Here is a 26,825-nt window from a genome sequence, read left to right on the forward strand (position 1 = left end):
GGAAATGGGTAAGTATGGTTAGACGCAAACTGGAACTGAACGAAAGAGTTTAGATCGTGGCAGATTATTCCACCCGCCGGACCATGATGGTCGACACGCAAATCCGTCCTTCGGACGTGACCAAATTTCCGATTATCGACGCGATGCTGTCGGTCCCGCGCGAGGCTTATGTGCCGGATGATCAGCGCGAAGCGGCCTATGTAGGTGAAAACCTGCCTTTGTCCGCTGGCCGTGTTGTGCTGGAACCGCGCACGCTGGCAAAAATGCTGGACGCGCTGGACCTGCAAGCGAACGAAGTCGTTTTGGATATCGCTTGTGGCCTAGGCTATTCGACCGCTGTTCTGGCACATATGGTCGATTTCGTTGCCGCAGTCGAAGACGACGAAACCCGCGCAGAAGAAGCACAATCGATTCTGTCCGAACAAGGCGTCGATAATGCGGCTGTTATTGCGGGCCCACTGACCGAAGGTGCTGCAAAGTCTGGCCCTTATGATGTCATCATCTTGCAAGGCGCGGTCGAGGTTCTACCTGATGCGCTGTTAAGCCAGTTGAAAGAAGGTGGTCGTATCGCTGCATTGTTCGCCGAAGGCGAATTGGGCACCGTTCGCGTCGGATATAAACTGGATGGCCGTATAAACTGGCGTATGGCGTTTAATGCCAATGCTCCGGTTCTACCGGGTTTTGAACAAAAGGCGTCCTTCGCCCTGTAAGACAACAATGTCAGGGGCGGTGGCAGCATGAATACGAAAGAAAAGGACCTTTCATGTTTCGTAAGTCTATCGTCGCAGCGACTGCTGTAATCGCCCTTGTCACAACGACGTCGGCCGCTTGGTCCGAAACATTGGGGGATGCATTGGTATCCGCCTATAATTCCAGCGGCCTTCTTGATCAAAACCGCGCAGTTTTGCGTGCCGCCGACGAAGATGTCGCTAGTGCTGTTGCCGCGCTGCGCCCAACGCTAAGCTATAGCGCATCAGCATCCATCAATGACGCCACCGAAGTCTGGAGCGAAACCTACGCTTTGGTCGCTGGTTTGACGTTGTATGATGGCGGTGCAAACCGCATGGCTGTTGATGCAGCCAAAGAGGCAGTGCTGGGCACTCGTCAAGAATTGCTAAGCGCAGAGCAAGATGTCCTACTAACAGCCATTCAGGCCTATTTAGACGTCCAAACCGCCCGTGAATTTGTAAACCTGCGTCAAAGCAACGTACGCGTTCTGACCCAAGAATTGCGCGCGGCCCGCGATCGTTTCGATGTGGGCGAGGTGACTCGTACCGACGTATCGTTAGCCGAGGCAGAGTTGGCATCCGCTCGTTCGCTATTGGCTGTGGCTCAGGGCAACCTGATTACAGCAGAAGAGTCTTATCGCGTGGCCGTTGGTCATGCGCCAGGATCTTTGGCAACAGCACCAAACGCAAATATCGGTATGTCAGTGGCCCAAGCCCGCGATTTTGCTGTACGCAATCATCCCGCGATCCGTTCGTTACAGCATTCGATTGCAGCAGCAGAATTGGCGATCCAAATTGCAGAATCGGCCGCTGGTCCATCGGTCAGCGCTCAGGCCCAGATGGGGGCAGGTCGGTCTGATTTCAGCGAATTCAGCGTGGCACGACAGTTTAGCTTGTCGATGTCAGGTCCGATTTATGCAGGTGGCGCGCAATCCAGCGCAGTCCGTTCTGCACAAGCGACCCGTGACCGTCTGCGCGCGGCACTGCATGTTGCAACTCTATCCGTTGAACAAGCTGTCACTAGCGCGTTTGCCAGCTATCAGGCTGCCGTTGCCGCTAGCGAGGCCTATCGTCAGGGCGTGACCGCGTCGCAACTGGCGTTTGACGGTGTCCGCGAAGAGGCGAACGCAGGTTCACGCACCACAATCGACGTGCTGAATGCCGAACAAACGCTGCTTGATGCGCGTGCGAACCTAGTTGATGCGCGCGCGGCCGTGGTCGAAGCGACATATGGCATTCTTTATGCAGTTGGATTGCTAAACGTTGATCATTTGGACCTACCTGTCCAAACTTATGACGTAATTGGCCACTATAATATGGTCGAAAGCGCGCCAATTCGCATTTCGCCTCAAGGTCAGGCAATCGAACGTGTGCTCGAGGCAATTCGCTAAGAGTTTAACCATCGTTAATGTGGTGTCGGTTGTGTGGTTGGTGTGCTTTGGGTAAACTCTAACCCCAACGAGCAGGGAAATGACATGTCCGATCCACAGACGAATGTTGAAATCGAAGACGTTCTGACATCGATCCGCAGGCTTGTGTCTGAGAGCGAATGGACACGCCCTGCGGCACCGTTGCAGCAGCAAAATAAGGCGTCCGAGCCTGTCGCCGAGGCGACACAAAGCGAGCCTGCTGATAAATTCGTCCTGACACCTGCGTTGCGCGTTGTTGAAGATACGCCAACCGAATCGACCGAATCTGTATCCGAAGACGTCGATGAAAATGCGACCGATCTAGAGCGTATGATCGCAGAACTAGAGGCCGCAGTTCATACCGAACAGACCAGTTTCGAACCCGAAGGCGACGAAATCGAAGATTTGGCCGCGACACCGCTCAGCTTTGCATCGGTGGATATGGCTGAAGTCCCTGACGCCGATTTAGTGGAAACCGTTGTTGAACAACAGCTTGCTGCACCAGTCGCCGAAATGGTGGCCGAAGCAATGGCCGAAGAATTCAACACTGATGACGAACATGATGTCGAAAGCGATGACCCCGATCTGGGTGAATTGGATGAAAACATCGACGACTATCTGACCGCGACGCCGCAGTTCGATGAAACGATGCTGCGCGAATTGGTTACAGATATCGTGCGGTCCGAATTGCAAGGCGCGCTGGGTGAACGGATCACCCGCAACGTCCGCAAATTGGTGCGCCGCGAAATTTATCGCGCCCTGTCGTCAAAGACTTACGAATAATCGACCGTTTCAGCGAGCGACGCGATCAAATCGACATCCAGATGGGTTTCGATGTGTTGTGCTAATGCGTCCAATGCGTTCTCAACTGTGTCGCCATAGGCCGTTTTTGATGACCCGCCCAAGTCACGCAAAAATGCCGCCCGAAAGGCGTCTGACGCAAACAATCCGTGGATATAGCACCCCATGATCCGTCCATCGGATGATGTTGCGCCTTCGGGATTGCCATCAATCGTCAGCCATGGCCGCGCTGTGTCAGGCCCAGTGGTATCGCCCAAATGGATTTCATAGCCTGACACCGCGCAGCCTGACACAATGTGCTGTGCATTCGTTATTTTAACGCGCTTTTGCGACTGCATGTGTGTCGTGGTGTTTAAGTGCCCTAGACCTTCTATTACCGACGGCGGACCCTCTAACCCCTGATCATCGTGGATCATTTGTCCCAGCATCTGATAGCCGCCGCAGATACCCAAGACCAGGCCGCCGCGTCTGATGTGGGCTTTTAGGTCGATGTCCCACCCCTGCGCGCGGAAATAGGCTGTGTCAGCAACGGTGGATTTGGTCCCCGGAATAAGCACTAGATCAGCATCCGCAGTTAGTGGGTGACCGTGTTCAATGATCTCAACCGTTACGTCCGGTTCTGCGGACAGTGGATCCAGATCATCAAAATTGGCAATCCGCGATAATTTTGGAACTGCGATTTTAATATGCCCACCTGGGCGACCATGCAGATCCAATACGTCTTCGGCTGGTAGGCGCCAAGCTTCCATGAACCACGGCAGAATACCGACGGCAGGCCATCCGGTGTGGTCTGTAATCGCTGTCATGCCATCCGCAAACAACGATGTGTCGCCGCGAAATTTGTTGATGCCAAAAGCGCGGATGTGGGCGCGATCTGCGGCTGGTAGGACAACATGAGTCCCAACAAGCTGCGCGATGACGCCGCCGCGATCAATGTCGCCGAATAAGATGACCGGAACCCCTGCAGCCTCGGCAAAGCCCATATTGGCGATGTCGCCTTTACGCAGGTTTACCTCGGCGGGGGACCCAGCGCCCTCGACGATGATCAGGTCATGGGCGCGGGCCAAACGATGAAAGCTGTCCAAGACCGGCCCGATCAAGGTTTCTTTCTTTTTGCCATAGGCGTGCGCCTCTTGGGTGTCGATGCGTTTGCCCTGAACGATGACCTGTGCGCCCGTTTCCGATTCTGGTTTCAGCAAAACGGGGTTCATGTCGACGTGTGGGGGCAGGCCGCAGGCCAAAGCCTGTAATGCTTGTGCGCGGCCAATTTCGCCACCATCTGGGGTGACGGCTGCGTTGTTCGACATGTTTTGCGGTTTGAACGGGGCAACCGATAATCCGCGCCGTTTGAAGGCGCGGCACAATCCAGCCACCAACATAGATTTGCCGACGTTCGAACCGGCGCCTTGAATCATAATCGCTTTGGTCATGGCGAATGTGTAGGCGCCGCAGACGGCAATGGATAGCCCCAGAATCAGAAACGCGGCCCGAGCAGAGGACCGCGTTTCCGAAACCAAACGGGCAGGAGGGTGCCCGCGAATATTACAGCGATAGTTTATGCAGCTTCGTCAACTGCAGCAGCGGCGTTGCGACGTTCGGATTCTTCGCGCGACAGCGCGACAGAGGTACGAACACCCTTTGCAACAAATTCCATCAGACCCGACACAACACGTTCGTTCGGATCAATGCCCGCACAGGACAATACTTCGCGACCATCGCGCGAACGTGCCCAGCGAGCGATCTGTTCAGGACCGTTGCCGTATTTTTTATCGTCGGCAATTGCATCGTCCAACGCGGCCAAAACAACAGCAGCAAACAGTTTGCGTGCGCGGTTGCCTTGCTCGTTGTTGAATGCGGTGCCATCAACGAAATCAGCCATTTCGTATCCTTTGTTGTTTTTGCTCTTGTGATTACGGCGTGAAGCGCAATATGCCTATTTTGAACCGATTCTGGGGTTCTCTTTTGGAATGTCTGCTATGCAATTTGTGCATAGGTAATTTGCCAGACTTCGCATATTTAGCTCCGGAACGCCCGTCACAACCATCGATATAGGTGGGAGTGCCGTAAAAACAACCAAACTGACACAAAACTGAGACAAAACACCGATGCCAAAAATCAACGGTAATGAAATTAAGCCAGGTAACATCCTTGAACATGACGGCGGTTTGTGGGCTGCGGTCAAAGTTGGCCACGTCAAACCAGGTAAAGGCGGTGCTTTTGCTCAGGTCGAAATGAAAAACCTGCGTGATGGCCGGAAACTGAACGAACGTTTCCGTTCGGACGACAAGGTTGAAAAGGTCCGTCTGGAACAAAAAGATCAGCAATTCCTGTACGAAGACGACGGCATGTTGATTTTCATGGATTCGGAAACGTTCGAGCAGACCCAGATCGACGCTGAACTGCTGGGTGAACGCCGCCCGTTCCTGCAAGACGGCATGATCGCTACTGTTGAATACTATGAAGAAGAGGCACTGAACGTGTCCCTGCCGCAGAAAGTCACCTGCACTGTTGAAGACACAGAGCCTGTCGTCAAAGGCCAGACCGCTGCGAACAGCTACAAACCAGCGGTTCTGGATAACGGCGTTCGTATCACTGTGCCTCCGTTCATCGCGACGGGTGAGGCGATCATCGTGAACACCGACACAATGACCTATTCGGAACGCGCATAATTTTAAGCGAATCCGTGAATTGAAAAGGCGCCCAATCGGGCGCCTTTTTTTTTACGCTTTGGCGATGACTTGGGTCGCGGCTTCTAACGCGCCAGGGCCGTGGGGGATGCCCAAAGCTGTTAGCCCAGATTGGACGACGGCCAGAACACCCAACGTCATATGTGCATTTACGTGGCCCATATGCGCGATGCGGAACCAGTCAGAGGTGGGCGCGCGGCCCAAACCGATGCCCAGCGTCACACCTGCCTGATGTTCACACCAATGCCGCAGGCGATCGCCGTCGCCATTGCCTAGGTAGATCGACGTGACCGAACGTCCGCGCATGTCGGGATCGGCCACATTCAACCGCATGTCGCCAACGGTGCCCCACGCATCAACGGCGGCCCAAACAGCGCGGGCCAGTGTTTCATGGCGCGCCCAGACGTTCTCCAGGCCTTCTTCTTTGATCATGTCCAGTGCGGTGCGTAGCGGATAAATTAGGTGGGTGGGCGCAGTCCCATTAAAGTGTTGGTAGAACAGTTCAGGTTTGACCCGCGGTTTCCAATCCCAATAGGGCGTTGCCAGATCGGCAGTTTCGCGGGCTGCTGCGGCGCGGTCGTTGAACCAGACAAATGATAAACCTGGGGGTGTCATCAGACCCTTTTGACTGGCCGCAAGCGTCACATCTGCGCCCCATGCGTCCATTTCGAACTGATCGCAGCCCATGGTCGCGATGCAATCCACTTGCAGCAGCGCAGGGTGGTTCGCGTCGTCCATCGCACGGCGCAGCGCTGGAATGTCTGTTTTGACACCCGTTGACGTGTCCACATGGACCGCAAGCACCGATTTGATCTTATGATCTTTGTCCTGAGACAGTATTTCCGCCACGCGTTCGATATCGACGGTTTTGTCTTGGCCGAAATCTTCGACCACGACATCTAATTGCAGTCCTCGCGCGGCTTCGGACCAGCCATGGCCAAAGCGGCCCGTGGTCAATGCCAGAACGCGGTCACCGCGTGAATGCGTGTTGGACAGCGCGGCTTCCCATGCGCCATGCCCGTTTGAAATATAGATAGCCACTTTGCCTTTGGTGCGGGCGATGTCGCGTAAATCTGGAATGATCGTCTCTACGGTTTGCGATAATTCGCCTTCGTAGATATTGGCCGAGGGGCGAACCATCGCCTGAATAACACGGTCGGGCAGAGGCGACGGGCCGGGAATGGCCAGATAGGGGCGGCCGTTGGCAAGTGACATTATTGACTACCTATTCAAAATTCTGACCAGACGATAACGCAGGCTTTCGCAGCGTCAATCGGCGATGGGTTTCCATCGGGCGGGTTTGTCGGTATCCGATAGGGACGTGAACACAAAAGGTGCAGCCGTGGCTGATAAAAATACCTCCGTCGCAAAGTTGTTAAAATGGCTTTGGTCTGGATATCTGAAATTCCAATGGTCAGGTCTGGCGGTTGCCATGCTGTTCATGATGATCGAAGGGTCAATGCTGGGCCTTTTGTCCATGGTCATTCGGCCGATGTTCGATTCCGTTTTTATCGAAGGACAAAGCGGCGCAATCTGGATGGTCGGGTTGGCTGTGATGGGCATTTTCACCGTGCGCGCAATCAGTTCGGTTGTGCAAAAGGTCATGATCAAAAGGGTCAGCGAAAAAACCAACGCATCCATGCGTATGGATATGCTGCGACATTTGATGTGGTTGGATACATCGTTTCACCAAAATCACCCGCCCGGTCACCTGATTGAACGGGTACAAGGCGATGTAAACGCCATCGGACAGGTATGGACCGGTATCGTCACCAGCCTATCGCGTGATCTGATTTCTGTAATCTGGCTGTTTGGCGTTGCGATTTCGATCGATCTGAAATGGACCGCTGTGGCGTTGGTCGGAATCCCTGTGTTGGTTTTGCCGTCTTTGATGGTTCAAGGCTACGTGCGCCGTAAATCCAAAGCGGCGCGCGAAATTGCAGGTCGGATGTCGACCCAGCTGGACGAAGTGTTCCACGGCATCAACCCGATCAAACTGAACACGTTGGAAACCTACCAGTCGGATCGTTACGCCACCCTAGCCGATACTCGCGTAAGGGCTGAGGTGAAAGCCACATTAGGCATGTCATCAATTCCAGCGTTAATCGATATCATGACAGGCATCGGATTCACCTTCGTTCTGTTTTTTGGCGGCACTGAAATCATTGCAGGCGAAAAAACGGTTGGTGAATTCATGGGGTTTTTCACGGCCATGGCATTGGCATTTGAACCGCTGCGCAAATTGGGCGCGGTATCAGGGCAAGTCCAGAATGCTGCGGCCAGCGTGGAACGGGTGCAAAAGATTTTGCAAACGCAGCCAACCTTAGTATCGCCCGCATTGCCGAAACCTCTGCCAACAACGGCCCCAGATATCACCTTGGATGATGTTGAGCTGGCCTATGGTGACTTGCCTGTTCTACGCGGCACTAGTTTCGTAGCTGAGGCTGGAAAAACAACGGCTTTGGTTGGGGCTTCTGGCGCGGGTAAATCCACTGTTTTCAATATATTGACGCGTTTGGTTGAACCGCAATCGGGCCGCGTCATGGTTGGGGATGTCGCCACGAATGAGGCCGATTTGGCAGACCTGCGGTCGTTATTTTCCGTGGTCAGCCAAGACGCGGCGCTGTTCGATGAAACCATTCGCGAAAACATTGTGTTAGGCCGCGATGTGGATCCAGACCATCTGGATCAAGTGTTAAAGGCTGCGCATGTCGCAGATTTCCTGCCGCGCATGCCCGATGGTTTGAACAGCCCAGCAGGTCCGCGCGGCATGAATTTGTCAGGCGGTCAGCGTCAGCGCGTGGCCATCGCGCGGGCACTCCTGCGGAACACGCCAGCGCTGTTGCTTGATGAGGCAACCTCGGCCTTGGATACAAAAAGCGAAAAGATTGTTCAGGATGCGTTAGAAACCCTGTCCAAGGGGCGCACCACGTTGGTCATTGCGCACCGTCTGTCGACTGTGCGGAATGCCGACAAAATCGTCGTTATGGACAAAGGCCGCGTGATGGATCAGGGCACCCATGATGAATTGATAGAGCGGGGCGGTATTTACGCAGATTTGTACCGCCTACAGTTCCAGTCCGAAGATTAAGACCTATATCGGCTAAAGCAGATTAAAGGATACGACATGACCAATCGCCAAATTTTGGAAATTACAGGAAATGACCGCGTCAAATTCCTGCAAGGTTTGGTCACCAATGACGTGAACAAAGCGGCTGGTGGGATCATCTATGCGGCGCTGTTGACGCCTCAGGGTAAATATCTGGCCGATTTCTTTATCATCGGCGAACCTGACCGCATTTTGATCGATGTCGATGCGTCTCTTGCGGCTGGTCTGGCGCAACGGTTGTCTATGTACAAACTTCGTGCCGACGTCGTGATCAGTCCCATTGATATGTCCGTGTCTTGCGGTGCGGGTGATGTGCCTGATGGGGCCTATTTGGACCCCCGTAGCGCCGATTTGGGCTGGCGACTGTATGGTGTTGATGTGCCTTCGGATGTGGATTTCGACGCGCTGCGGGTAGCGAATGCTGTTCCCGCGACTGGCATCGAATTGGGTCCAGACAGTTACATTCTGGAAATGGGGTTCGAGCGTTTGAACGGCGTTGACTTCAAAAAAGGCTGCTATGTCGGCCAAGAGGTCACCGCGCGTATGAAACACAAAACCGAACTGAAAAAAGGTCTGGCTCAAGTCGCAGTCTCTGGCTCCGTCGCGCCGGGCACGACGATCATGGCGGGCGAAAAAGAGGCTGGGACGATCCACACTGTTTCAGGCGACCGCGCGTTGGCCTATTTGCGGTTTGACCGTGCGGACGGTGAAATGACAGCGGGCGACGCTGTCGTCACACGTATCTAAAGCCGCAACAGGTCGCGCGGCATCAGCAAAACCAATGCAATCGCGCCCATTTTTAAAACGCAAGGTAGCAGCGCGTATGCTGCTGCCAATGTGGTCAGGGCCGTTTCATCATTGGCTTGCCCTGCAACAAATCCAGCCCAACCCAAGGCGGGCAGAACGATCAGCGCGGCACAGGCCAACGAAGCCTTGGTCGCAAAAGACCACAGGCCGAATGCCGCGCCGCCCGCAATATTATTCCTCGCCAGCAGCGCCGTGAACAGCGTTGGCAATAAAACCAGATCGGCGCCGATCACAAAACCGGACGCGGTGCAAATGATCGCAAATCCTGTCGCATCGCCTGTGTTCAGGTAAAATGCACCGACAAAGGCGGGGATCGACAGGCACTGCGCCGTTAGCAATATCCTTTTAGCGCCGAACTGCGCGGCAAGGCGGCTCCAGATCGGGATGGCGATGCCTGATGCGATAAAGAACAGGATCAAATAGGGGCCAGCCAACTCTGGCAATGCCAGACGGTCCTCGACATAGAATAAGAAAAGTGTCGAACTGATCGCCACGGGTAGGCTGTTCACCAAAGCGAGCGCGATGAGCCAAACCGCGCCGCTGTGGCGCAACGCCTGCAACGTGATCGGCGTATCTGGCGGAGCAGGCTGCCTCCACAGTGGGGCCGCACAAATGGCAGCGATGATCGCAATGGCAGCGATCCCCCAACCAAATGCGCGGTAATCGCCTAAAACACTGGGGGCAGCGGCAGCGACTATGACGCCCACCAACAATCCAGTTTCACGAAAAATCGACAAGCGCAGCTGCCTTTTGTCGCCGATGGCTCGGCTTTGGCCGTACATTAGGATTGTGCCCAGCGAATAGCCTGTGAAAACAACCATCAGCGATAGCAATAGCCACGCTGTGACGGGAATTGGGGCAGGGACGGAAAACACCATGGCAAACCCGCCACCTAATAAGATCATCGCAGCCCACCCGAAGGCAACGCGCCATTGCGGGTAACGGTCGATCATGCGGCCTAGCAACGGGTCCTGTACCAGATCAAACAGGCGGATCGCCATCAGCAGGGCGCCCAGTGTTGTCAGCGGCACGCCTAGGTCCGCCGCCGCATAACGGGGCAGGTGGATGTAGATTGGGATGCCTGCGGCAGCAAGGGCCAGCGCGAAAACGCCAACCCGCCAGAAACTGGGTTGGGTCATGCATTAAGTACGTAGTGCAAACCGCGACAGATCAAAGAAAAGGGCGCCAATTGGCGCCCCGTTCCGTTATCCGATTTCTGCCAGTCGGGCCAATGCGGCCTTTAGCTGGGCGTCTTCTTCCTCGCGTAGGGCAAGGTTCGCTTTGGATTCTTCGATGACTTCCTCTGGCGCGCTTTCGACGAATTTAGGGTTGTTCAAACGCCCCTTTAGGCCGCCGATTTCTTTGGCCAGTTTGCCGATCGCTTTTTCGATGCGGGCCTTTTCTTTGTCCACGTCGATGATGTCCGCCAATGGTAGAGCAAAGGTCGCGCCAGTTGTGGTGATGGTGATCGACCCCTTTGGCGCCTCGGCGGCTTCGGTGATGTCACCAACGCGGGCCAGACGTTTGATCAGGGTTTCGTTGTTCGCCAGCGCCGATTTTGCATTTGCATCAGCGTCCTGCATCACAACAGGGACGTACAGACCAACAGGCACGTTCATCTGCGCGCGGGCCGAACGGATGCCTTCGATCATCGAAATCGCCCAGTTCATTTCCTGATCTGCCGATGCGTCAACCAGTTCCGCCGCCGTGTAGGTTGGCCAATCGGTCAGTGCCAGCATGTCAGAACGGTCGCCCAGCGTGTCCCACAGCTCTTCGGTGATGAATGGCATAATCGGGTGCAACAGGATCAAACATTGGTCGATGACCCAGCCCATTACCTTTTGGGTTTCGGCTTTGACATCGTCCGCGCCGTCCATCAGCAATGGTTTCGAAAATTCGACGTACCAGTCGCAAACCTTGCCCCAGACAAACCCGTACAGAGCTGATGCCGCATCGTTAAAACGATAGGCAGCGATGGCTGCGTCTACCTCTTCGCGGACGCGAGCGGTTTCGCCGATGATCCATTTGTTCACCGTTGCGGTCGCCGCAGGGATACCATCGTGACCATGCACTGCGCCATTCATTTCGGCAAAGCGGGACGCGTTCCACAGTTTGGTGGAGAAGTTGCGGTAACCTTTGATGCGGTCTTCGGACAGTTTCAGAACGCCGCCGATCGCCGCCATGGACGCGTTGGTGAAACGCAGGGCGTCTGCACCGTATTCGTCGATGATCACCAGCGGATCGATCACGTTGCCGGTGGTTTTCGACATTTTCTTGCCCTTTTCGTCGCGGACAAGCTGGTGCAGATAAACCGTGTGGAACGGAATTTCGTCCACGACAGCCAGCTGCATCATGATCATGCGCGCAACCCAGAAGAACAGGATGTCAAAGCCGGTGACCAGAACGTCGGTCGGGAAATACTTTTGCATTTCCGCGGTGTCCTCCGGCCAGCCCAGCGTGCCGATCGGCCACAGGCCCGAGCTGAACCACGTATCCAGAACGTCGGGGTCGCGTTTCAGCGTTTTGCCGCCAGATTGTTCGATGGCTTCGGCTTCGGTCGGGGCGCAATAGGCGTTGCCTTCGTCGTCGTACCAAACAGGGATCTGGTGACCCCACCACAGCTGACGCGAAATACACCAAGGTTCGATGTTTTCCAGCCAGTGGTAATAGGTCTTTTCGCCCGATTCAGGCATGATTTTGATGTCGCCGTTGCGGACCGCGTCCAGCGCAGGCCCAACTATTTTCGACGTTTCAACAAACCATTGGTCGGTCAGCATCGGTTCGATGACAACCTTGGAACGGTCGCCGAACGGCTGCATGATTTTCTTGGCTTCGACCAGCGGGACGTCGGTGACCTCTGGGGCTTCTTCGCCCTTTTTCAGCTTTGGCTGAGGGCCAAGGCGCGGGTCGTCCGATTTGGTCATCACGGCCAGACCTTCGGCGGTGATGGCGTCGATGACTTTCTGGCGAGCTTCGAAACGGTCTAGGCCGCGATATTCGTCGGGCACCAGATTAATCGCGTCGATTTCTTGAACGGTGAATTCTTTGCCCTGCGCGTATTCAGCGGCCTTTGCGGCCTCCTCTGCATAGGGGGCGCCGTCGGCCCGCATCGCGCCGCGGGTGTCCATCAGGCGGTACTGCGGGATGTTGCCACGCTTTGCGACCTCGTGGTCGTTGAAATCATGCGCGCCGGTGATTTTCACCGCGCCCGAACCGAATGCCATGTCTGGATATTCGTCGGTGATGATCGGGATCAGGCGGCGCTGTTCCTTTGGACCAACAGGGATTTCGCACAGTTTGCCAACGATTGGCGCATAGCGTTCGTCGTCGTGGTGTACAGCAACCGCGCCGTCGCCCAGCATGGTTTCAGGGCGGGTGGTCGCGATGGAAATGTAATCCCGCTCTTCGCTAAAGATGACATTACCGTCTTCGTCTTTTTCGACGTAGGTGTAGGTTTCGCCGCCAGCCAGAGGGTATTTGAAATGCCACATATGGCCGTCGGTTTCGATGTTTTCGACCTCTAGGTCCGAAATCGCGGTTTCGAAATGCGGGTCCCAGTTTACCAGACGTTTGCCGCGGTAAATCAGGCCTTTGTTGTACATTTCAACAAAGACTTTGATCACGGCGTCGTGGAAATTGCCTTCGTTGCCTGCTGGGGCGTTCGGCGCGCCAGACATGGTGAACGCGTTGCGCGACCAGTCACAGGACGATCCCAGACGTTTCAGCTGGTTGATGATGGTCGAACCGTATTCGCCTTTCCATTCCCAGACTTTTTCCAGAAACGCATCACGGCCCAGATCACGGCGACCTAGTTGGCCGGTTGCCGCCAGCATTTTTTCAACCTGCAACTGGGTTGCGATGCCTGCGTGGTCTTGGCCCGGCTGCCACAGAGTGTCGAACCCGCGCATGCGGTGCCAGCGGATCAGGATATCCTGAATGGTGTTGTTGAATGCGTGACCCACGTGCAGCGCGCCCGTCACGTTGGGCGGAGGGATCATAATGGTGAAGCTGTCAGCGCCTTCTTTGGCATTTGCACCGGCCTTGAACGCGCCAGCGGATTCCCATTTTTCGTAAATGCGGGCCTCGGCTTCGGCCGCATTGAACGTCTTTTCCATCGCCATTTTTCTGATCCCTTGTGGTCTTGGGCCTTGGATTATCCAATCAGCGCCCAAAGTGAAAGGGGCAAGGCGTCACGTCGGGCGGTCAATCTTGGTCGATAGGTGAATTAATGTCTCCATCGACTGGACGCCGTCGATTTCTGCGATGCGATCCAGCGTTTGGTCCAATTCCAGCGTGGTTTCCGTGCGCAATTCGCAACACAGGTCAAACCGCCCGCTGGTGGTATGCGCCATTTCGACCTGCCGCAGTTTTTTCAACTGGCTAACAATCGCGCCTTGGGCCGATGGGCGGATGTCCAGCAACACGGTCGCGCGGATCAATCCGCGCTGCGCGGTTTCGGACAGACGCAGGGTATAGCCGGCAATCACGCCCGCGCGTTCCAAACGGTCAATCCGCGCCTGAACGGTGGTGCGGGCCAGCCCTAATATGACCGCCAGTTTCGCAACGGGCAGGCGGGCGTTTCGGGATAATTCGGTGATCAACGCGCGATCTGTATCGTCAATTTCGGTCATAGTGACGATGATGACGTCAGATTGCATGAATTGCGAGTCATTTTGTGCAATTTGACACGATGAATTGACGTGTGTGCGACCCATACTGAACCAGCAGAACAGGAGAGGCACATGTTACAACAAGCGATTAAAGCTGCGACGATCAAAGATATTCTAACAGGCCGCGATGACGGCGCGCCTATTCATTTCTTTTCTCCGACCGCTTTTATTGACCGGTTGAACGAATTTCTGCGCGGCTTTCCGGGGGATGTGACCTTTGCTGTTAAAGCCAACCCAACAGACGAAGTTCTGCAGACCCTTTGTCAAAATGGCATCAACGGGTTTGATGTAGCCTCGCCGGATGAGATCGAACAAATCCGTCGTATCTGCCCCAATGCACCCATGAATTATAATAACCCTGTACGCAGCAAATCCGAAATCGCGGCAGGGATCGCTGGGGGTGTGACCTCTTGGTCTGTTGATACGGTGGCAGAGTATCAGAAATTGATCCAATACGGCGTTGCTGCCGACGCGGAAATTGCCGTACGGATTAAACTGCCGGTCGCGGGTGCCTTGTATGATTTCGGTGCCAAATTCGGTGCGAACGAAGAAACGGCCATCGAAATTCTAAAGATGGTTGATGCCCATGGCCACCAGAACGCAATGACGTTCCACGTAGGAACGCAGTGTACTGATCCGAATGCCTATGTCGCCTATATCCATGCCTGTGCGCGGATCGCAGAAATGGCAGGAGTGACGCTTGTTCGCCTGAACGTGGGTGGCGGCTTTCCATCGGGGCGCGATGGGCAGCATCGCCCGTTAGAGCCATTTTTCGCTGCTATTCGGGACGCAATGTCCGCGTTTGATGAACGCCCTGTACTGCTATGCGAACCGGGGCGTGGCTTGGTTGGTGACGCATTTTCCTATGCGGTGCAGGTCAAATCGCTGCGCGGAAACGCGGTGTTTTTAACCGACGGTATTTACGGTGGCCTATCTGAAATGGTGATGTTTGATGCCCCGGCTTGCGCTGTTTTGGGCGAAGACGGTCTCTTTAAATCTGGGCCGCGTGCGCCGCGCCGCGCGTTTGGTCCGACCTGCGACAGTGTCGATCTGCTGAAATCAGATTTGTGGTTGCCAGATGATGTTGCCGAAGGCGATTGGATTATTTTTCGATCAATGGGAGCATATGTAACTGGTGTCACGACCCGTTTTAATGGCTATGGCGCTTTTCAAACTCAGGTTGTTCGCGATATTGATGCACCATACGAGGCAGCCGGACAGGTATAGCATGCGGGGTATGTGGGTGGCATGATCTTCGCATCTGACTGTTGGGCGTACACGACAACGTCACAGGCGGAAATTCATGCGTATTCGCAACTGGATACTTGATCGGCTAGGCCGCAGCCCCAAAACCAAAGACGGCCACCAGCGCCTGCGCGGACCGGCGACGCATGTTGTGATCCTAGATGGGACGATGTCGACGTTGGAACCGGGCCGCGAAACCAGCGCAGGGTTGACCTATAAACTACTGCGCGAAGTCGGCCATAACGCGAACATGTCCGTCTATTACGAGGCGGGCATCCAGTGGCGCGACTGGAGCGAAACCTTTGGCGTCATCGCGGGGCGGGGTATCAATCGGCAAATCGAACGGGCCTATGGCGTGCTGTGTTCGCGTTGGCACCCCGGTGATCGTATTTACCTGATCGGGTATTCGCGGGGGGCGTTCGCGGTGCGATCGCTTGCTGGCGCGATTGATAAAATGGGCCTCATCAAACCCAGTTTTGCCACCGTTCGAAATATTCGCCAATCCTATCGCTATTATGCGCAAGGCGGAAATACATATCATGCGGAACGATTTTCGGAATTATATTGCGACCGTTCCGTGACGATTGATGCGATCGGCGTTTGGGACACGGTTAAATCTTTGGGGCTTAGGCTGCCGCTGATTTGGAAACTAGAGGAAAAGCGCCACGCATTCCATTCAGACGGTCTGGTGCCCAGTGTGAAATCCGCGTTTCACGCATTGGCGCGGGATGAAAAACGTGTTGTATTTGCACCCGAAGTTTGGACCACACCTGAAAATTGGACCGGCACAATCGAACAGGTTTGGTTTCGCGGTGGTCACGGCGATGTTGGCGGACAGTTGGGTAATTTCCAGCAAGCGCGACCACTGGCGAATATTTCGCTGGTTTGGCTGTTGTCACGCCTGCAGGATCAGGGGCTTGATCTGCCCGACGGCTGGCAGGATCGGTTTCCCCAAGATCCGAATGCTCCGGCGGTTGGGGCGTGGCACGGTTTTGGAAAACTGTTCCTCGTTCGCCGGTCACGTACTGTGGGCCATGATCCGTCAGAGCGGCTTCATGAAACGGCTGTGCCCCAAAATGGAAATGCCCCACCTGTTGGCGGGGCACCTGCCTAATTAGGCAACGTTTTCCAATTTCGCCGCTGGCGTCACACCCAATGCATGGCACACATCGCGTGTTAGCTCGGGTTTGTTCAGCGTGTAAAAATGCAGATCGTTCACGCCGCCACGGATCAGATCATCGCATAGCTCGGTTGCCAAAGCTGTCGCCAGTAGGTCCGTGTCGCCGGTTTTCGCAGCGTTTTCAAACGCGTCCGAAACGACCTGTGGGATGGACGTACCGCACATGTTCGCGAATTTCTTTGCGCCGTTCCAGTTTTCGATAGGCAGGATGCCCGGGATGACCGGGGCATCAATGCCTGCTTTTTCGCAGGCATCACGGAAACGGAAAAAGGTGTCTGCTTCGAAAAAGAATTGGGTGATTGCGCTGTGTGCGCCCGCATCCAGTTTGCGTTTCAGCCATTCAACATCAGCTGCAGCATTTGCCGATTCTGGGTGTTGTTCAGGGTAGGCGCCAACGCGAATTTTGAATTTTCCGGTGTCCGCCAAGGCTTCGATCAATTCCACCGAAGATTGGAAACCGTCCGCTGCAGGTGCAAAACCATTGGACCCTTTTGGTGGGTCGCCGCGCAGCGCAACGATTTCGGTCACGCCAGCATCTGCATAGGCATTGGCGATATCTAGGGTTTCGGCGCGTGTTGCCTCGACGCAAGTCAGGTGAGCCGCGACGGTTAGGCCAATATTTTTGTGAATTGCGCCAACCGCTTCGTGGGTTAATTGGCGGGTTGTGCCGCCAGCGCCGTAGGTCACGGATACGAACGTCGGATCAAGCGGCGCAAGCGTGGTCGCGCAGTTCCATAGACGGAACGATTGGTCCAAGGACTTTGGCGGGAAAAATTCGAACGAAACGTTTGGGCGGGACATGGGGCACCTATTTGCTGTTACCCCCTTGTCGCAGATTTAATGATGTGAGACAAATTCATAATTTTCACTAAAATCATGAGGTTCTTTCATGATGCACATCGAATTCCGCCATCTGCGGACGATCAAAGCGATCCATGACACGGGCGGGCTCGCGCGGGCTGCGGATTTGTTGAATATCACCCAATCCGCGCTGAGCCATCAGATCAAAGGAATCGAGGAACAGGCCGGAGTCGAATTGTTTGTACGCCGGTCCAAGCCTTTGCGGTTGTCAGCCGCTGGGTTGCGTATGTTGGCGGCAGCGGAACAGATCATTCCGATCCTGAACGATCTAGAAGTTGAATTTCAGGGTCTCCAAGACGGCCGGACAGGTCGATTACACATCGCGTTGGAATGCCACGCGTGTTTTGAATGGCTGCTACCGGTTTTGGAACAGTTCCGAAAAATCTGGCCCGATGTGGATGTAGATATCAAATCCAGCCTAGCATTTGACGCGATGTCGGCGCTGCGCCGCGAAGAGGTTGATCTGGTCATTTCGTCCGATCCCGAAGACGAAGGCGGCACGGATGTGAACCCGCTGTTCGACTATAGCCCTGTGTTTGTCGCCTCTGCTACGAACGCTCTCGCGAATAAATCGGCGATCGAGGCGCGTGACTTCGTTGGGCAGACATTGATCACATATCCTGTCGATAAATCGCGTTTAGACGTGTTTAAAATGTTGCTCTCCCCTGCGCGGGTTGAACCAGCGGCAATTCGTCAGGTCGAACTGACTGCGGTTATGCTTATGTTGGTGGCCTCTAACCGCGGCGTTGCGGTGATGCCTGATTGGGTGGTTAGGCAGGTGCGGAAATCGGCGGACTATGTCACACGCCCATTGGCCCGCAATGGAAGCGTCGGCCTGACGCGCCGTATGTATGCTGTGACGCGCGAAACCGAAAATACGCGCCCGTATATGGCCCACTTTATTCGGCTGGCTCGGCAAGAGGCTGTGAAGCTTCAGAGAGACTAGCAGTATCGGCAAATAGTCGGATGCGCGTTTCATCAATTGGCATCGCGCGTCCGAACAGAAATCCCTGACCGTAGTTATAGCCTAACTCCCTCAGGTGTTTGGCTTGTTCTTCGGTTTCGACACCTTCGGCGATAACAATCGCGCCGAGGCCCCGCGCAATGCCCAAAAAGCCACCGATCAAGACTTCGGTGGTGTCTTCGCGCCCTAGATCTGAAACGAATGATCCGTCAATTTTCAACTCGTCAAATTCCAATTCGCGCAAATGTTGGAATGAGGCAAAGCCGGTGCCAAAATCATCCAGCGACACGCGCAGTCCTTTGCCGCGGAAGTACGCGATGCTTGACCGGATCATGTCGGCAGACCGCGTGATAAACACATCCTCTGTGATTTCGAGCGTTATCTTTTTGGCGGCTTTGGGGTGGCGCGCCAACAGATCATCCAGATCACTGCGGCCGGAATGGGTGGCTAAGGCGACTTCTGGAACATTGATCGATACTTGGCCCGGATCCAAACCTTCGGCGATCAGTTTTTCAACGTCATTTAAAACGCACGACGCCATGTGAATTAAAAAATCACCATGAAGTCCCAATTCATTTACCATCGGAATGAACGTTTTGGGAAATTGCAGCCCATTTGTCGGATGTTCCCAACGGGCAAGCGCCTCGAACCCAATGCAGCGGCGGGTCTTTAGGTTCACCTTTGGCTGATAATAGGGGCGGATTTCGCCGTTCTTCATCGCGCTGACGATATCAATTCGATCTTCGAGCGATAGGCGTTTTTGGAATTGTTCGGGGGTATATAGAACCTTGTTAATGCCTGCGGTGCCTTTGGCGCGATACATCGCCTGATCCGCTGCAGCGCATAGGGATTCGGTTGCAGTGCCTGCGTAGCGCGTCATCCCGATCCCGATCGAGGCAGAGATATTCAATTCTTTTTCACCCCAAGTAATGGGTAAATTCATTGCCCGAACAATTTCGTCGGCCAGCTGGTTTGCGTCGGCTTCGGATGCGATTGATCTGCAGGCCAGCGCGAATTCATCGCCGCCCAGACGCGCCGCAACACCATAATTTTCGGCGATTTTTGAAAGGCGGTTCGCGACAACTTGCAGAACGCGGTCGCCCGCTTCGTGGCTGTAGGTGTCGTTGATTGGTTTAAAACCATCCAAGTCGATCAGGTAAACAACAACCTCACCGGTGGGACGGCGAAGGGAGAGTTGCAGTTCCAGTTCATCGTCAAATGCGCGGCGGTTCAAAAGACCCGTCAAAGGATCATGGCGCGATAGGTGTTCAAGGGCACGAAGGCGTGAATTTGCTTCCTCTCGGGCGGCATTTAGCGCCCGCTGTGTGTCCTTTTGTTTGTGTAGCGTTTCGTAGGTGTTAAAAATATACGCCAGCATCATCATGGATGTGATGATCCATTCGCCATCAGACGACGGGGGGAATGTGTTTTTCGATGCCAGCCAGAACACGACAAAAGCCGACCCAAAGGACGGCAGCATTAGTGTCCAGTTGTAAAATGGCAGCGCGGCAAAGGTGTTGGTGATGTGTACGAATACTCCAAACAGCCACAAAAAACCCGCAAGCAAGATCGCAGAGGACGGTTGAGCCGCGAGGATTAGGGCAGGGGCCAGATAGACTAAAACCGATGTGCAATTCACCAACCAGATTAGAAAAACATAGGCTGCGCTCATGTCTTCGTCGCGTTCTGGCAGCTGGCGGGTTAATAGATGCGCGATCACTTCGTAAACGATGACGACGCCCCACATCGCGGCGGCGATTTTTCCGTACCCCAACCACCACAAAATTCCCATCATCATCGCGGCAGAGGCTAATCGTTTCGCGATGTCGCGGGTTGCAACGTGGATCGCAAACCGTGTTTGGTACCGAATTTTATCGAAATTGTTAACGAATTGCATGCACCACCACCTATTTAACGCAGCTATAGCGCGAGAATTGCAAACAAAAGGTTAACGCCGTTAATTTCCGCGCTTAATGTGCGTTCAAACTCTTGCCCGATGGTGATGATTTGCCTATACGCGCGGCTTGGACGGTGAACGGAGGCCAAGATGGCGGCAAGTGCAAACCTGAACGTGATGATCAAAACCGCGCGCCGCGCTGGCCGCGCGCTGCTAAAAGATTTTACCGAAGTCGAGCAGCTTCAGGTCGGGACGAAAGGCCCTGGCGATTTTGTCAGCCGCGCTGACCGTCAGGCTGAAGAAACCATTCGCACGCTGCTGATGGAAGCCCGCCCAACCTATGGTTTCCTAGGTGAAGAAGGCGGCGAAATCGAAGGCGAAGATCCAACCCGCCGTTGGATTGTTGACCCGCTGGACGGCACCACCAATTTCCTTCACGGCCTGCCGCAGTGGGCGGTGTCCATCGCACTGGAACACAAAGGCCAGATCGTTGCGGGCGTTGTGTATGATCCTGTCAAAGACGAATTGTTCCATGCCGAAAAAGGCAATGGCGCATGGATGAACGAAAGCCGTATTCGCGTCTCTGGCCGTCATCGTTTGATCGAATGCATCTTTGCAACGGGTCTGCCGTTCGGCGGTAGCACCGATTTGCCGCAAACATTGAAAGACCTGAGCCAGCTTTTGCCTGCGACTGCTGGCGTGCGTCGTTTCGGCGCTGCGTCTTTGGATCTGGCGTATGTCGCTGCCGGCCGCTTTGACGGGTTCTGGGAACGTCGCCTGAAGTCATGGGATATTGCGGCTGGTCTGATCATCGCAAAAGAAGCAGGCGCATTGGTCGAAACCATCGTTCCAGAAGGCAACCCGCTGGACGGTAACGTGATCGTTTCTAATGAACCTGTTTTCGCAAGCTTTGCGAAAATTATCCGCAAAGCAGCGGAATAATTAACGCTTTCGCGTGACCCGCGGAATGCGGGTCTGCGAAATTTGATACTGCGCTTCGGGGTGGGGTGGATGGCCGTCGTTACGCCGCCAAAAATTGCCTGCCCCGCGCGATAAAAACATCGGAATGGTCAGTATCACACCTGCAGCAAACCCGCCTGCATGCGCCCAATAGGCAACGCCGCCCGTATCGGCGCTGGATGCCAGTCCCCCAAATATCTGCATACCCATCCATAGACCCAGCATGATCCATGCGGGCAGCGGGATGATGCGGATAAAGATCACAAAAAAGATGAGTATATCGACCCGCGCCTTGGGGAATAGCAGGATGTAGCCCCCCATAATGGCGGCAATCGCGCCGGATGCTCCTACCATTGGCACCATCGAATTCGGGCCAGATGCGACCTGCGCCATAGCTGCAGCAGCACCACCAGCAAGGTAAAACAAAATAAACCCGGTGTGGCCAAAGGCGTCTTCCATGTTGTCGCCAAAGATCCACAAAAACAACATGTTACCGGCTAGGTGCATAATGCCCCCGTGCATGAACATCGACGTCAGCACGGTGCCCCATTCGCCGCGCATCATTAGGTCGCGCGGGATCAACGCATAGGTATCATACAGCTGATAGGTGGCGTAATCGTTCGGCGTGGCCGCAATCGACAGGACGTAAATCGCTATATTGGCAACGATTAACGCATAGGTCACGAATGGTATGCGGTCGGATGGATTGTGATCTTTGATCGGAAACATGCAGCGCCCAAGGTTGATTTGCCTGTAACCCTACTGGATTACAGGCCAGTTGCACGCGTCAAATTACCGGATCATTCAATCGCGTCCGCCACGGCAGCCAATAGCGATGCGTTGCCGCCTGCTGCCGTCGTGTCGATGCAGACATGGCGTTCATGGAAAACATGGCCAATGTCTGGAACGGTAGTGATCAAGGGTATGATCGGACCGCTGCGTTGCGATAGCGCGCGTTCGATTTCCCTTGCCGTTTCCGTGTCGCCCCACCACATGACCGCAGAAATGTCCGCCACATGCGCAAGGTCGATTTCCGATTTGTAGCCGCTAATCGATTGCCCACCCAGCTGTGCTATGATGGCCGACTGTTTCGATGTATCAGCGTCAGTCGGGCCAAGGCACAGGATGGGTTTTCGCGGCTCTAGGTGCAGCCTATTGGATTCACCTGTCGGGCCGGGCATTGACTGGTCTGGCTTCGCTTTGACGTTTGGGGCCGCGTCGTAGAAACGATGCAGGTAATAGGGGCCGCCGGCCTTTGGTCCGGTGCCGGATAGGCCCTCTCCGCCAAAGGGTTGGCTACCAACGACGGCGCCAATCTGGTTCCGGTTCACATAAATATTGCCTGCCTCAACCCGATCTACGATGTGCTGCACGCGGTCATCGATCCGTGTGTGAAGCCCAAAGGTCAGCCCGTAGCCCGTTTCATTGATGTCTTGGATCACTTGATCCAATTCATGGGATTTGAAACGCGCCACATGCAAAACAGGACCAAAAATTTCGGTGGTCACATCGCGGATGCTGTCGACACGCAAAACGGTCGGCGGGATGTAATGCCCAACGTTAGGTGCAGCCAGCTGTCGTATCAATTGGCCTTTATCCCGTGCTTGGTCGATGTAGGTATGAATGGTGTTGAACGCGGTTTCATCAATCAGAGGCCCCACATCGGACGCCAAGCCCCATGGATCGCGGATACATAATTCATCCATTGCACCGCATAACATCTCGATCAGCTGATCCGCGATGTCGTCTTGCACATACAGCACTCGTAGCGCGGAACAGCGTTGCCCAGCGGATCGAAACGCGGACATCACAATGTCGCGCACCGCGTGTTCAGGCAAAGCGGTGGAATCAACGATCATCGCGTTGATCCCGCCTGTTTCTGCGATCAGTGGCGTTCCAGGGGCTGCGTTTTCGGCCAATGATTTGCGGATGATCTGCGCTGTTGCGGTCGATCCAGTGAAGGCGACGCCGTTGATCATCGGATGCGATGTGATCGCTGCGCCTACATCTGCCCCGCCGATGCAGAGCTTGAGAGCAGTTTCTGGAACGCCCGCTTCATACAGTGCGGAAACAGCCAGCGCCGCGATCAAAGGCGTTTGTGGCGCAGGTTTCGCGATGACAGCATTTCCGGCCGCCAGCGCCGCCGCGATTTGCCCTGTGAAAATAGCCAATGGGAAATTCCATGGGCTGATACAAACCCAAATGCCGCGCGGTTTGTTATCTGGGTATTTCTGACATTCGGCAGCGTAATAGTTCAGGAAATCAATGGCTTCTCTTAGCTCTCCGATCGCGTCAGGCAACGTTTTGCCTGCTTCTCGGGCCAGTAGGGCGTAAATTTCAGGGGCTTTGGACTGTAGGATTTCGCCCGCGCGAACCAATGCCGCCGCCCGAGCGTCCGGCTGCGCCGCCCAAGGTTCACTTGTCTCAAACGCCGTTGTGACGCTGTCCGGTGTGGCGACCGTGCAGGTGCCGACAACATCGTTCGGATTTGCAGGGTTTGTAATTGTGATCGTTTTGCCCTGCGTATCGCCATAGGTGGCCGCGTGCCATTGATAGGGCGCTGCAAACTTTTCACGCAGAGGCAAAATTTCGGCCGCCGCGGTCCGATGGGTCGGGTCAAAACCGACCGAATTGGCGCGATCAGGCGCAAACAGTGACGCCGCTGTTTGAACGGGGGATTGGCCTGTGAGGGTTTCAAACGGGCAGGGCGCAACCTGATCTGCTGGAATATCCGTGTCGATGATACGGTTCACAAAGCTAGAGTTTGCCCCGTTCTCTAGCAGTCGCCGAACCAGATAGGCCAATAGGTCACGGTGGGCACCTACAGGCGCATAGATACGGCAACGGGTGGAGTTATTAGATTTAACGATCGTGTGGAGCGCTTCTCCCATCCCATGCAGTCGCTGAAATTCGTATGCGTCAGTTGGTACGTTCATTTGATGCGCCATTTTCAGAACGGCACAAACGGTATGGGCATTGTGCGTTGCGAACTGCGGATAGATGCGGTCGGTTTTATCCAACAAACGCCGTGCGTTCGCGATGTAGCTGACATCGGTCGCCGATTTTTCTGTAAAGACTGGGAACCCGTCGATGCCTTCGACCTGGGCGCGTTTGATTTCACTGTCCCAATAGGCACCTTTGACCAGTCGGATCATAATCTTGCGGTCCAGACGTGTCGCTAATTCATGCAGATGTTCGATGACGCCGCCAGCGCGTTGTCCATAAGCCTGAACAACCACGCCAAATCCATCCCATCCAGCAAGGTCCGGCGATTCCAGAACCCGTTCAATGACATCCAAGGACAGCGAAAGCCTATCTGCCTCTTCTGCGTCGATATTCAGACCCATACCGTTTGCTTTGGCCTGTTTTGCTAATGACAAAACCAGCGGCGGTAGCTCTGACAACACGCGTTTCGATTGCAGTTCTTCGTATCGTGGATGTAGTGCGGATAGTTTGATGGAAATGCCGGGGTTTGTGCGAATGTCAGCACCGGTCGCGTGCCGGCCAATAGCGGTGATCGCTGCGCTATACGCATCAAAGTACGCCTGTGCGTCTTTGGCGGTTTTTGCGGCCTCACCTAGCATATCATAGGAATAGGTGAGCCCTTTGGCCTGCATTTTTGCGGCGCGATCCATCGCTTTATCAATGGTTTCACCCAACACAAACTGGCGCCCCATTTCCTTCATCGCGCGGCTGACAGCGCTGCGTATGACCGGTTCACCCAGCCGCTTAATCGCCCCGCGCAATAAGCCCGCAGCGCCGGGGTGTTCATCGTCTAACACCTTGCCCGTAAGCATAAGTGCCCATGTCGATGCGTTGACCAAAGATGATGAAGAATGGCCCAAATGTTTGCCCCAGTCGGAGGGGGCAATTTTATCTTCGATCAAAGCGTCGATCGTGGGTGCATCGGGCACGCGCAACAATGCTTCGGCCAAACACATCAGGGCCACGCCTTCGTCCGTCGATAGACCGTATTCAGCAAGGAATACCTCCATCAATCCGGGTTCGGAATGGGTGCGTATTTGATCAACCAGTTTGGCAGTAGAGCGTGCAATCTCGGCCCGCGTTTCGGCAGATAGGTCAGCGAGTTTGATTAGCTGGGTTAAACTGACCGAAGGATCGGCGTAAGTTTGTGCATCAATAGCGGGTCGCAGGGTGGTCATTGAAGCCTCCGAGGTAGAAAATCATTTCTCCTTGTATAGAGGTAAAATTTCGGTATGAACGACTAACTTTGACCGGTATTATGATCGGTTGTTTTGAATATGTGGTAAAAAATGGTCAATTCGACTTCTGAGATGGATCAGTTTGATAAACGGATTCTCGACATCGTTGCGGTCGAGGGCCGCATCAGTGTCACCGAACTGTCGCGGCGTATCGGTTTATCCAAATCCCCGACCCAAGCGCGTCTGAAACGGCTAGAGGAGACCGGCCTGATCCGCGGCTACCGTGCGCTGTTCGATCCCATCCGTTTGGGACGCGATCACGTTGCCTTTGTCGAGGTTAAATTAACCGAAACGCGCGAAGCTGCATTGGAAGAGTTTAACGACGCTGTTTTAAGAGTGCCAGAGATCGAACAGTGCCACCTGATCGCAGGTCAGTTTGATTACCTACTAAAGGTGCGGACATCTTCTATGGCGGCATATCGTTTGGTTTTGGCCGAAAAAATTTCGACGCTTCCGTATCTGGCAAATACTTCGACATATGTGGCGATGCAGGCCGTAAAAGAAGAAGGTGTTGGTCCAGCTGGCGGAAATGTGTGAATGCCTCTTGCCCATCTCGTCAGAGACAGGCAAATAGGGTCCCGTGCCCGCGTGGTGGAATGGTAGACATCGGAGACTTAAAATCTCTTGGCCTTAGGCCGTGCCGGTTCGAGTCCGGCCGCGGGTACCACCCCAACTGACTATATCAACTATGACGCTGCGCGTAGGGCGTTGTTAGCTGCGGTGCATTCGCTGGTTTTGGGGCAAGGCGGCTTTGTTGTTGGGCCGTGTCGGCCGTCTCGCACGCTACACGGTATGCAATCGACAGCGTTTCGGTATCCTCTGGCAGTTCTTGCAACGCTGCTGCGCAGCCTTCCCAGTCGCCCAAGCGCATTCGCAAACGCGCGAGGTGCCGCCAGCAATCTTGATCCCCAGGGGATAGTTTCGCAGCAGTCGAGAATGATTTTTCAGCGGCCTGCGGGTTATGCGCCATTTGTGCGCGACCCAGTTCATACCATGCCATTGAATGGTTCGGATCCACGGCCACCGCTTTGCGTAGCCATGGGATCATTTCATTGTCTTTGCCCTGTGCTTCTAGCACACGGGCCAGATTGTAGAAAACGCCTGCTGTCGCGCCGCGCTGTGATGCGGCGTCCATCAGGACGTTTTCGGCAGCGGACCAATCGCCGCGTGCCAAAAGGGGTGATATGTTTTTTAGTGTGCTCATGGACTATAATTACGCCCGATGAGTGAAAAGTAACTGTAAACTCGCCGTGCAGTCGCAGTGATTTCACCACGACTGCACAA

General features: G+C 54.7%; 22 protein-coding genes and 1 tRNA gene. 12 read left to right on the top strand and 11 right to left on the bottom strand.

The features are described from left to right. Positions 1–56: 56 nt before the first annotated feature. The 3 genes from BVC71_RS03320 (at position 57) to BVC71_RS03330 (ending at position 2,920) form a co-directional block, all read left to right on the top strand. Complete coding sequence (locus BVC71_RS03320) at positions 57–710, top strand: protein-L-isoaspartate O-methyltransferase family protein (RefSeq protein WP_086450188.1); 654 nt, start codon at positions 57–59, stop codon at positions 708–710. A gap of 53 nt (positions 711–763) precedes the next feature. Beyond that, positions 764–2,119, top strand: coding sequence for a TolC family outer membrane protein (locus tag BVC71_RS03325; RefSeq protein ID WP_086450189.1), 1,356 nt, complete (start codon positions 764–766; stop codon positions 2,117–2,119). Positions 2,120–2,203: 84 nt separating this feature from the next. Then, complete coding sequence (locus BVC71_RS03330; RefSeq protein ID WP_086450190.1) at positions 2,204–2,920, top strand: hypothetical protein; 717 nt, start codon at positions 2,204–2,206, stop codon at positions 2,918–2,920. On the opposite strand, the gene BVC71_RS03335 is transcribed toward BVC71_RS03330, so the two are convergent. Continuing rightward, entirely contained in the window at positions 2,911–4,368 is a 1,458-nt protein-coding gene (locus BVC71_RS03335) for a cobyric acid synthase (RefSeq protein ID WP_086450665.1), read from the bottom strand. The two genes, BVC71_RS03330 and BVC71_RS03335, sit on opposite strands and share 10 nt — an antisense overlap. Positions 4,369–4,493: 125 nt before the next feature. Beyond that, a complete protein-coding gene (locus BVC71_RS03340) occupies positions 4,494–4,817 on the bottom strand; it encodes a DUF6280 family protein (protein WP_086450191.1) in 324 nt (107 codons plus the stop codon). Positions 4,818–5,043: 226 nt separating this feature from the next. Between BVC71_RS03340 and efp the strand changes: the two genes are divergently transcribed. Then, positions 5,044–5,607, top strand: a complete 564-nt coding sequence (efp, locus tag BVC71_RS03345) for an elongation factor P (RefSeq protein WP_086450192.1) — start codon at positions 5,044–5,046, stop codon at positions 5,605–5,607. 51 nt (positions 5,608–5,658) lie between these two features. Here the strand turns inward: efp and BVC71_RS03350 are convergent, their stop codons facing one another. Next, complete coding sequence (locus tag BVC71_RS03350) at positions 5,659–6,840, bottom strand: pyridoxal-phosphate-dependent aminotransferase family protein (protein WP_086450193.1); 1,182 nt, start codon at positions 6,838–6,840, stop codon at positions 5,659–5,661. Positions 6,841–6,967: 127 nt separating this feature from the next. Here BVC71_RS03350 and BVC71_RS03355 point away from each other — a divergent pair, with 127 nt between their 5' ends. Continuing rightward, a complete protein-coding gene (locus BVC71_RS03355) occupies positions 6,968–8,716 on the top strand; it encodes an ABC transporter ATP-binding protein (protein ID WP_476738573.1) in 1,749 nt (582 codons plus the stop codon). 36 nt (positions 8,717–8,752) lie between these two features. Then, a complete protein-coding gene (gene ygfZ, locus BVC71_RS03360) occupies positions 8,753–9,481 on the top strand; it encodes a CAF17-like 4Fe-4S cluster assembly/insertion protein YgfZ (protein WP_086450195.1) in 729 nt (242 codons plus the stop codon). Here the strand turns inward: ygfZ and BVC71_RS03365 are convergent. The 3 genes from BVC71_RS03365 to BVC71_RS03375 all read right to left on the bottom strand — a co-directional run bounded on the left by BVC71_RS03365 (position 9,478) and on the right by BVC71_RS03375 (position 14,199). Further along, positions 9,478–10,680: an MFS transporter gene (locus tag BVC71_RS03365; protein WP_086450196.1), complete on the bottom strand. Its 1,203-nt coding sequence runs from the start codon at positions 10,678–10,680 to the stop codon at positions 9,478–9,480. The two genes, ygfZ and BVC71_RS03365, sit on opposite strands and share 4 nt — an antisense overlap. A 66-nt stretch (positions 10,681–10,746) precedes the next feature. Beyond that, on the bottom strand, positions 10,747–13,662 hold the full coding sequence (locus BVC71_RS03370) for a valine--tRNA ligase (protein WP_086450197.1): 2,916 nt from the start codon (positions 13,660–13,662) through the stop codon (positions 10,747–10,749). Between the two features lie 69 nt (positions 13,663–13,731). Then, a complete protein-coding gene (locus BVC71_RS03375) occupies positions 13,732–14,199 on the bottom strand; it encodes an Lrp/AsnC family transcriptional regulator (RefSeq protein WP_240516764.1) in 468 nt (155 codons plus the stop codon). A gap of 84 nt (positions 14,200–14,283) precedes the next feature. On the opposite strand from BVC71_RS03375, the gene BVC71_RS03380 reads away from it, so the two are divergent. Further along, on the top strand, positions 14,284–15,438 hold the full coding sequence (locus BVC71_RS03380) for an alanine racemase (RefSeq protein ID WP_086450198.1): 1,155 nt from the start codon (positions 14,284–14,286) through the stop codon (positions 15,436–15,438). Positions 15,439–15,514: 76 nt separating this feature from the next. Then, entirely contained in the window at positions 15,515–16,570 is a 1,056-nt protein-coding gene (locus BVC71_RS03385) for a DUF2235 domain-containing protein (protein ID WP_086450199.1), read from the top strand. On the opposite strand, the gene metF is transcribed toward BVC71_RS03385, so the two are convergent. Then, positions 16,571–17,437 carry a methylenetetrahydrofolate reductase [NAD(P)H] gene (gene metF / locus BVC71_RS03390; RefSeq protein ID WP_086450200.1) on the bottom strand — a complete coding sequence of 289 codons (867 nt, stop codon included), beginning with the start codon at positions 17,435–17,437 and terminating at the stop codon, positions 16,571–16,573. It lies immediately after the preceding gene. Positions 17,438–17,528: 91 nt separating this feature from the next. Here metF and BVC71_RS03395 point away from each other — a divergent pair, with 91 nt between their 5' ends. Beyond that, complete coding sequence (locus tag BVC71_RS03395) at positions 17,529–18,443, top strand: LysR family transcriptional regulator (protein WP_086450667.1); 915 nt, start codon at positions 17,529–17,531, stop codon at positions 18,441–18,443. On the opposite strand, the gene BVC71_RS03400 is transcribed toward BVC71_RS03395, so the two are convergent. Continuing rightward, entirely contained in the window at positions 18,397–20,358 is a 1,962-nt protein-coding gene (locus BVC71_RS03400) for a putative bifunctional diguanylate cyclase/phosphodiesterase (RefSeq protein ID WP_086450201.1), read from the bottom strand. The two genes, BVC71_RS03395 and BVC71_RS03400, sit on opposite strands and share 47 nt — an antisense overlap. A 150-nt stretch (positions 20,359–20,508) precedes the next feature. On the opposite strand from BVC71_RS03400, the gene BVC71_RS03405 reads away from it, so the two are divergent. After that, positions 20,509–21,300 (top strand): inositol monophosphatase family protein, encoded by a 792-nt coding sequence (locus BVC71_RS03405; protein ID WP_086450202.1) that lies wholly within the window; start codon positions 20,509–20,511, stop codon positions 21,298–21,300. On the opposite strand, the gene BVC71_RS03410 is transcribed toward BVC71_RS03405, so the two are convergent. Both BVC71_RS03410 and putA read right to left on the bottom strand, forming a co-directional pair. Beyond that, positions 21,301–22,047: a rhomboid family intramembrane serine protease gene (locus tag BVC71_RS03410; protein ID WP_086450203.1), complete on the bottom strand. Its 747-nt coding sequence runs from the start codon at positions 22,045–22,047 to the stop codon at positions 21,301–21,303. 71 nt (positions 22,048–22,118) lie between these two features. Beyond that, positions 22,119–25,481: a bifunctional proline dehydrogenase/L-glutamate gamma-semialdehyde dehydrogenase PutA gene (gene putA, locus BVC71_RS03415; RefSeq protein ID WP_086450204.1), complete on the bottom strand. Its 3,363-nt coding sequence runs from the start codon at positions 25,479–25,481 to the stop codon at positions 22,119–22,121. A gap of 111 nt (positions 25,482–25,592) precedes the next feature. On the opposite strand from putA, the gene BVC71_RS03420 reads away from it, so the two are divergent. Both BVC71_RS03420 and BVC71_RS03425 read left to right on the top strand, forming a co-directional pair. After that, complete coding sequence (locus BVC71_RS03420; RefSeq protein WP_086450205.1) at positions 25,593–26,078, top strand: Lrp/AsnC family transcriptional regulator; 486 nt, start codon at positions 25,593–25,595, stop codon at positions 26,076–26,078. A 45-nt stretch (positions 26,079–26,123) separates the two neighbouring features. Next, positions 26,124–26,208: transfer RNA gene (locus tag BVC71_RS03425), tRNA-Leu, on the top strand. A 15-nt stretch (positions 26,209–26,223) separates the two neighbouring features. Here BVC71_RS03425 and BVC71_RS03430 read toward each other — a convergent pair. Next, on the bottom strand, positions 26,224–26,745 hold the full coding sequence (locus BVC71_RS03430) for a tetratricopeptide repeat protein (protein WP_086450206.1): 522 nt from the start codon (positions 26,743–26,745) through the stop codon (positions 26,224–26,226). Positions 26,746–26,825 lie beyond the last annotated feature (80 nt).

Source organism: Marivivens niveibacter (assembly GCF_002150005.2).
Classification (GTDB): Bacteria; Pseudomonadota; Alphaproteobacteria; order Rhodobacterales; family Rhodobacteraceae; genus Marivivens; species Marivivens niveibacter.

What these genes read in the sequence shown, in the direction of transcription:
- BVC71_RS03325 (WP_086450189.1), top strand. Translation starts at nt 764, where the DNA reads ATGTTTCGTAAGTCTATCGTCGCAGCGACTGCTGTAATCGCCCTTGTC.
- BVC71_RS03330 (WP_086450190.1), top strand. Translation starts at nt 2,204, where the DNA reads ATGTCCGATCCACAGACGAATGTTGAAATCGAAGACGTTCTGACATCG.
- BVC71_RS03335 (WP_086450665.1), bottom strand. Translation starts at nt 4,368, where the DNA reads ATGACCAAAGCGATTATGATTCAAGGCGCCGGTTCGAACGTCGGCAAA.
- BVC71_RS03340 (WP_086450191.1), bottom strand. Translation starts at nt 4,817, where the DNA reads ATGGCTGATTTCGTTGATGGCACCGCATTCAACAACGAGCAAGGCAAC.
- efp (WP_086450192.1), top strand. Translation starts at nt 5,044, where the DNA reads ATGCCAAAAATCAACGGTAATGAAATTAAGCCAGGTAACATCCTTGAA.
- BVC71_RS03350 (WP_086450193.1), bottom strand. Translation starts at nt 6,840, where the DNA reads ATGTCACTTGCCAACGGCCGCCCCTATCTGGCCATTCCCGGCCCGTCG.
- ygfZ (WP_086450195.1), top strand. Translation starts at nt 8,753, where the DNA reads ATGACCAATCGCCAAATTTTGGAAATTACAGGAAATGACCGCGTCAAA.
- BVC71_RS03365 (WP_086450196.1), bottom strand. Translation starts at nt 10,680, where the DNA reads ATGACCCAACCCAGTTTCTGGCGGGTTGGCGTTTTCGCGCTGGCCCTT.
- BVC71_RS03370 (WP_086450197.1), bottom strand. Translation starts at nt 13,662, where the DNA reads ATGGCGATGGAAAAGACGTTCAATGCGGCCGAAGCCGAGGCCCGCATT.
- BVC71_RS03375 (WP_240516764.1), bottom strand. Translation starts at nt 14,199, where the DNA reads ATGCAATCTGACGTCATCATCGTCACTATGACCGAAATTGACGATACA.
- BVC71_RS03380 (WP_086450198.1), top strand. Translation starts at nt 14,284, where the DNA reads ATGTTACAACAAGCGATTAAAGCTGCGACGATCAAAGATATTCTAACA.
- BVC71_RS03385 (WP_086450199.1), top strand. Translation starts at nt 15,515, where the DNA reads ATGCGTATTCGCAACTGGATACTTGATCGGCTAGGCCGCAGCCCCAAA.
- metF (WP_086450200.1), bottom strand. Translation starts at nt 17,437, where the DNA reads ATGTCCCGCCCAAACGTTTCGTTCGAATTTTTCCCGCCAAAGTCCTTG.
- BVC71_RS03395 (WP_086450667.1), top strand. Translation starts at nt 17,529, where the DNA reads ATGCACATCGAATTCCGCCATCTGCGGACGATCAAAGCGATCCATGAC.
- BVC71_RS03400 (WP_086450201.1), bottom strand. Translation starts at nt 20,358, where the DNA reads ATGCAATTCGTTAACAATTTCGATAAAATTCGGTACCAAACACGGTTT.
- BVC71_RS03405 (WP_086450202.1), top strand. Translation starts at nt 20,509, where the DNA reads ATGGCGGCAAGTGCAAACCTGAACGTGATGATCAAAACCGCGCGCCGC.
- BVC71_RS03410 (WP_086450203.1), bottom strand. Translation starts at nt 22,047, where the DNA reads ATGTTTCCGATCAAAGATCACAATCCATCCGACCGCATACCATTCGTG.
- putA (WP_086450204.1), bottom strand. Translation starts at nt 25,481, where the DNA reads ATGACCACCCTGCGACCCGCTATTGATGCACAAACTTACGCCGATCCT.
- BVC71_RS03420 (WP_086450205.1), top strand. Translation starts at nt 25,593, where the DNA reads ATGGTCAATTCGACTTCTGAGATGGATCAGTTTGATAAACGGATTCTC.
- BVC71_RS03430 (WP_086450206.1), bottom strand. Translation starts at nt 26,745, where the DNA reads ATGAGCACACTAAAAAACATATCACCCCTTTTGGCACGCGGCGATTGG.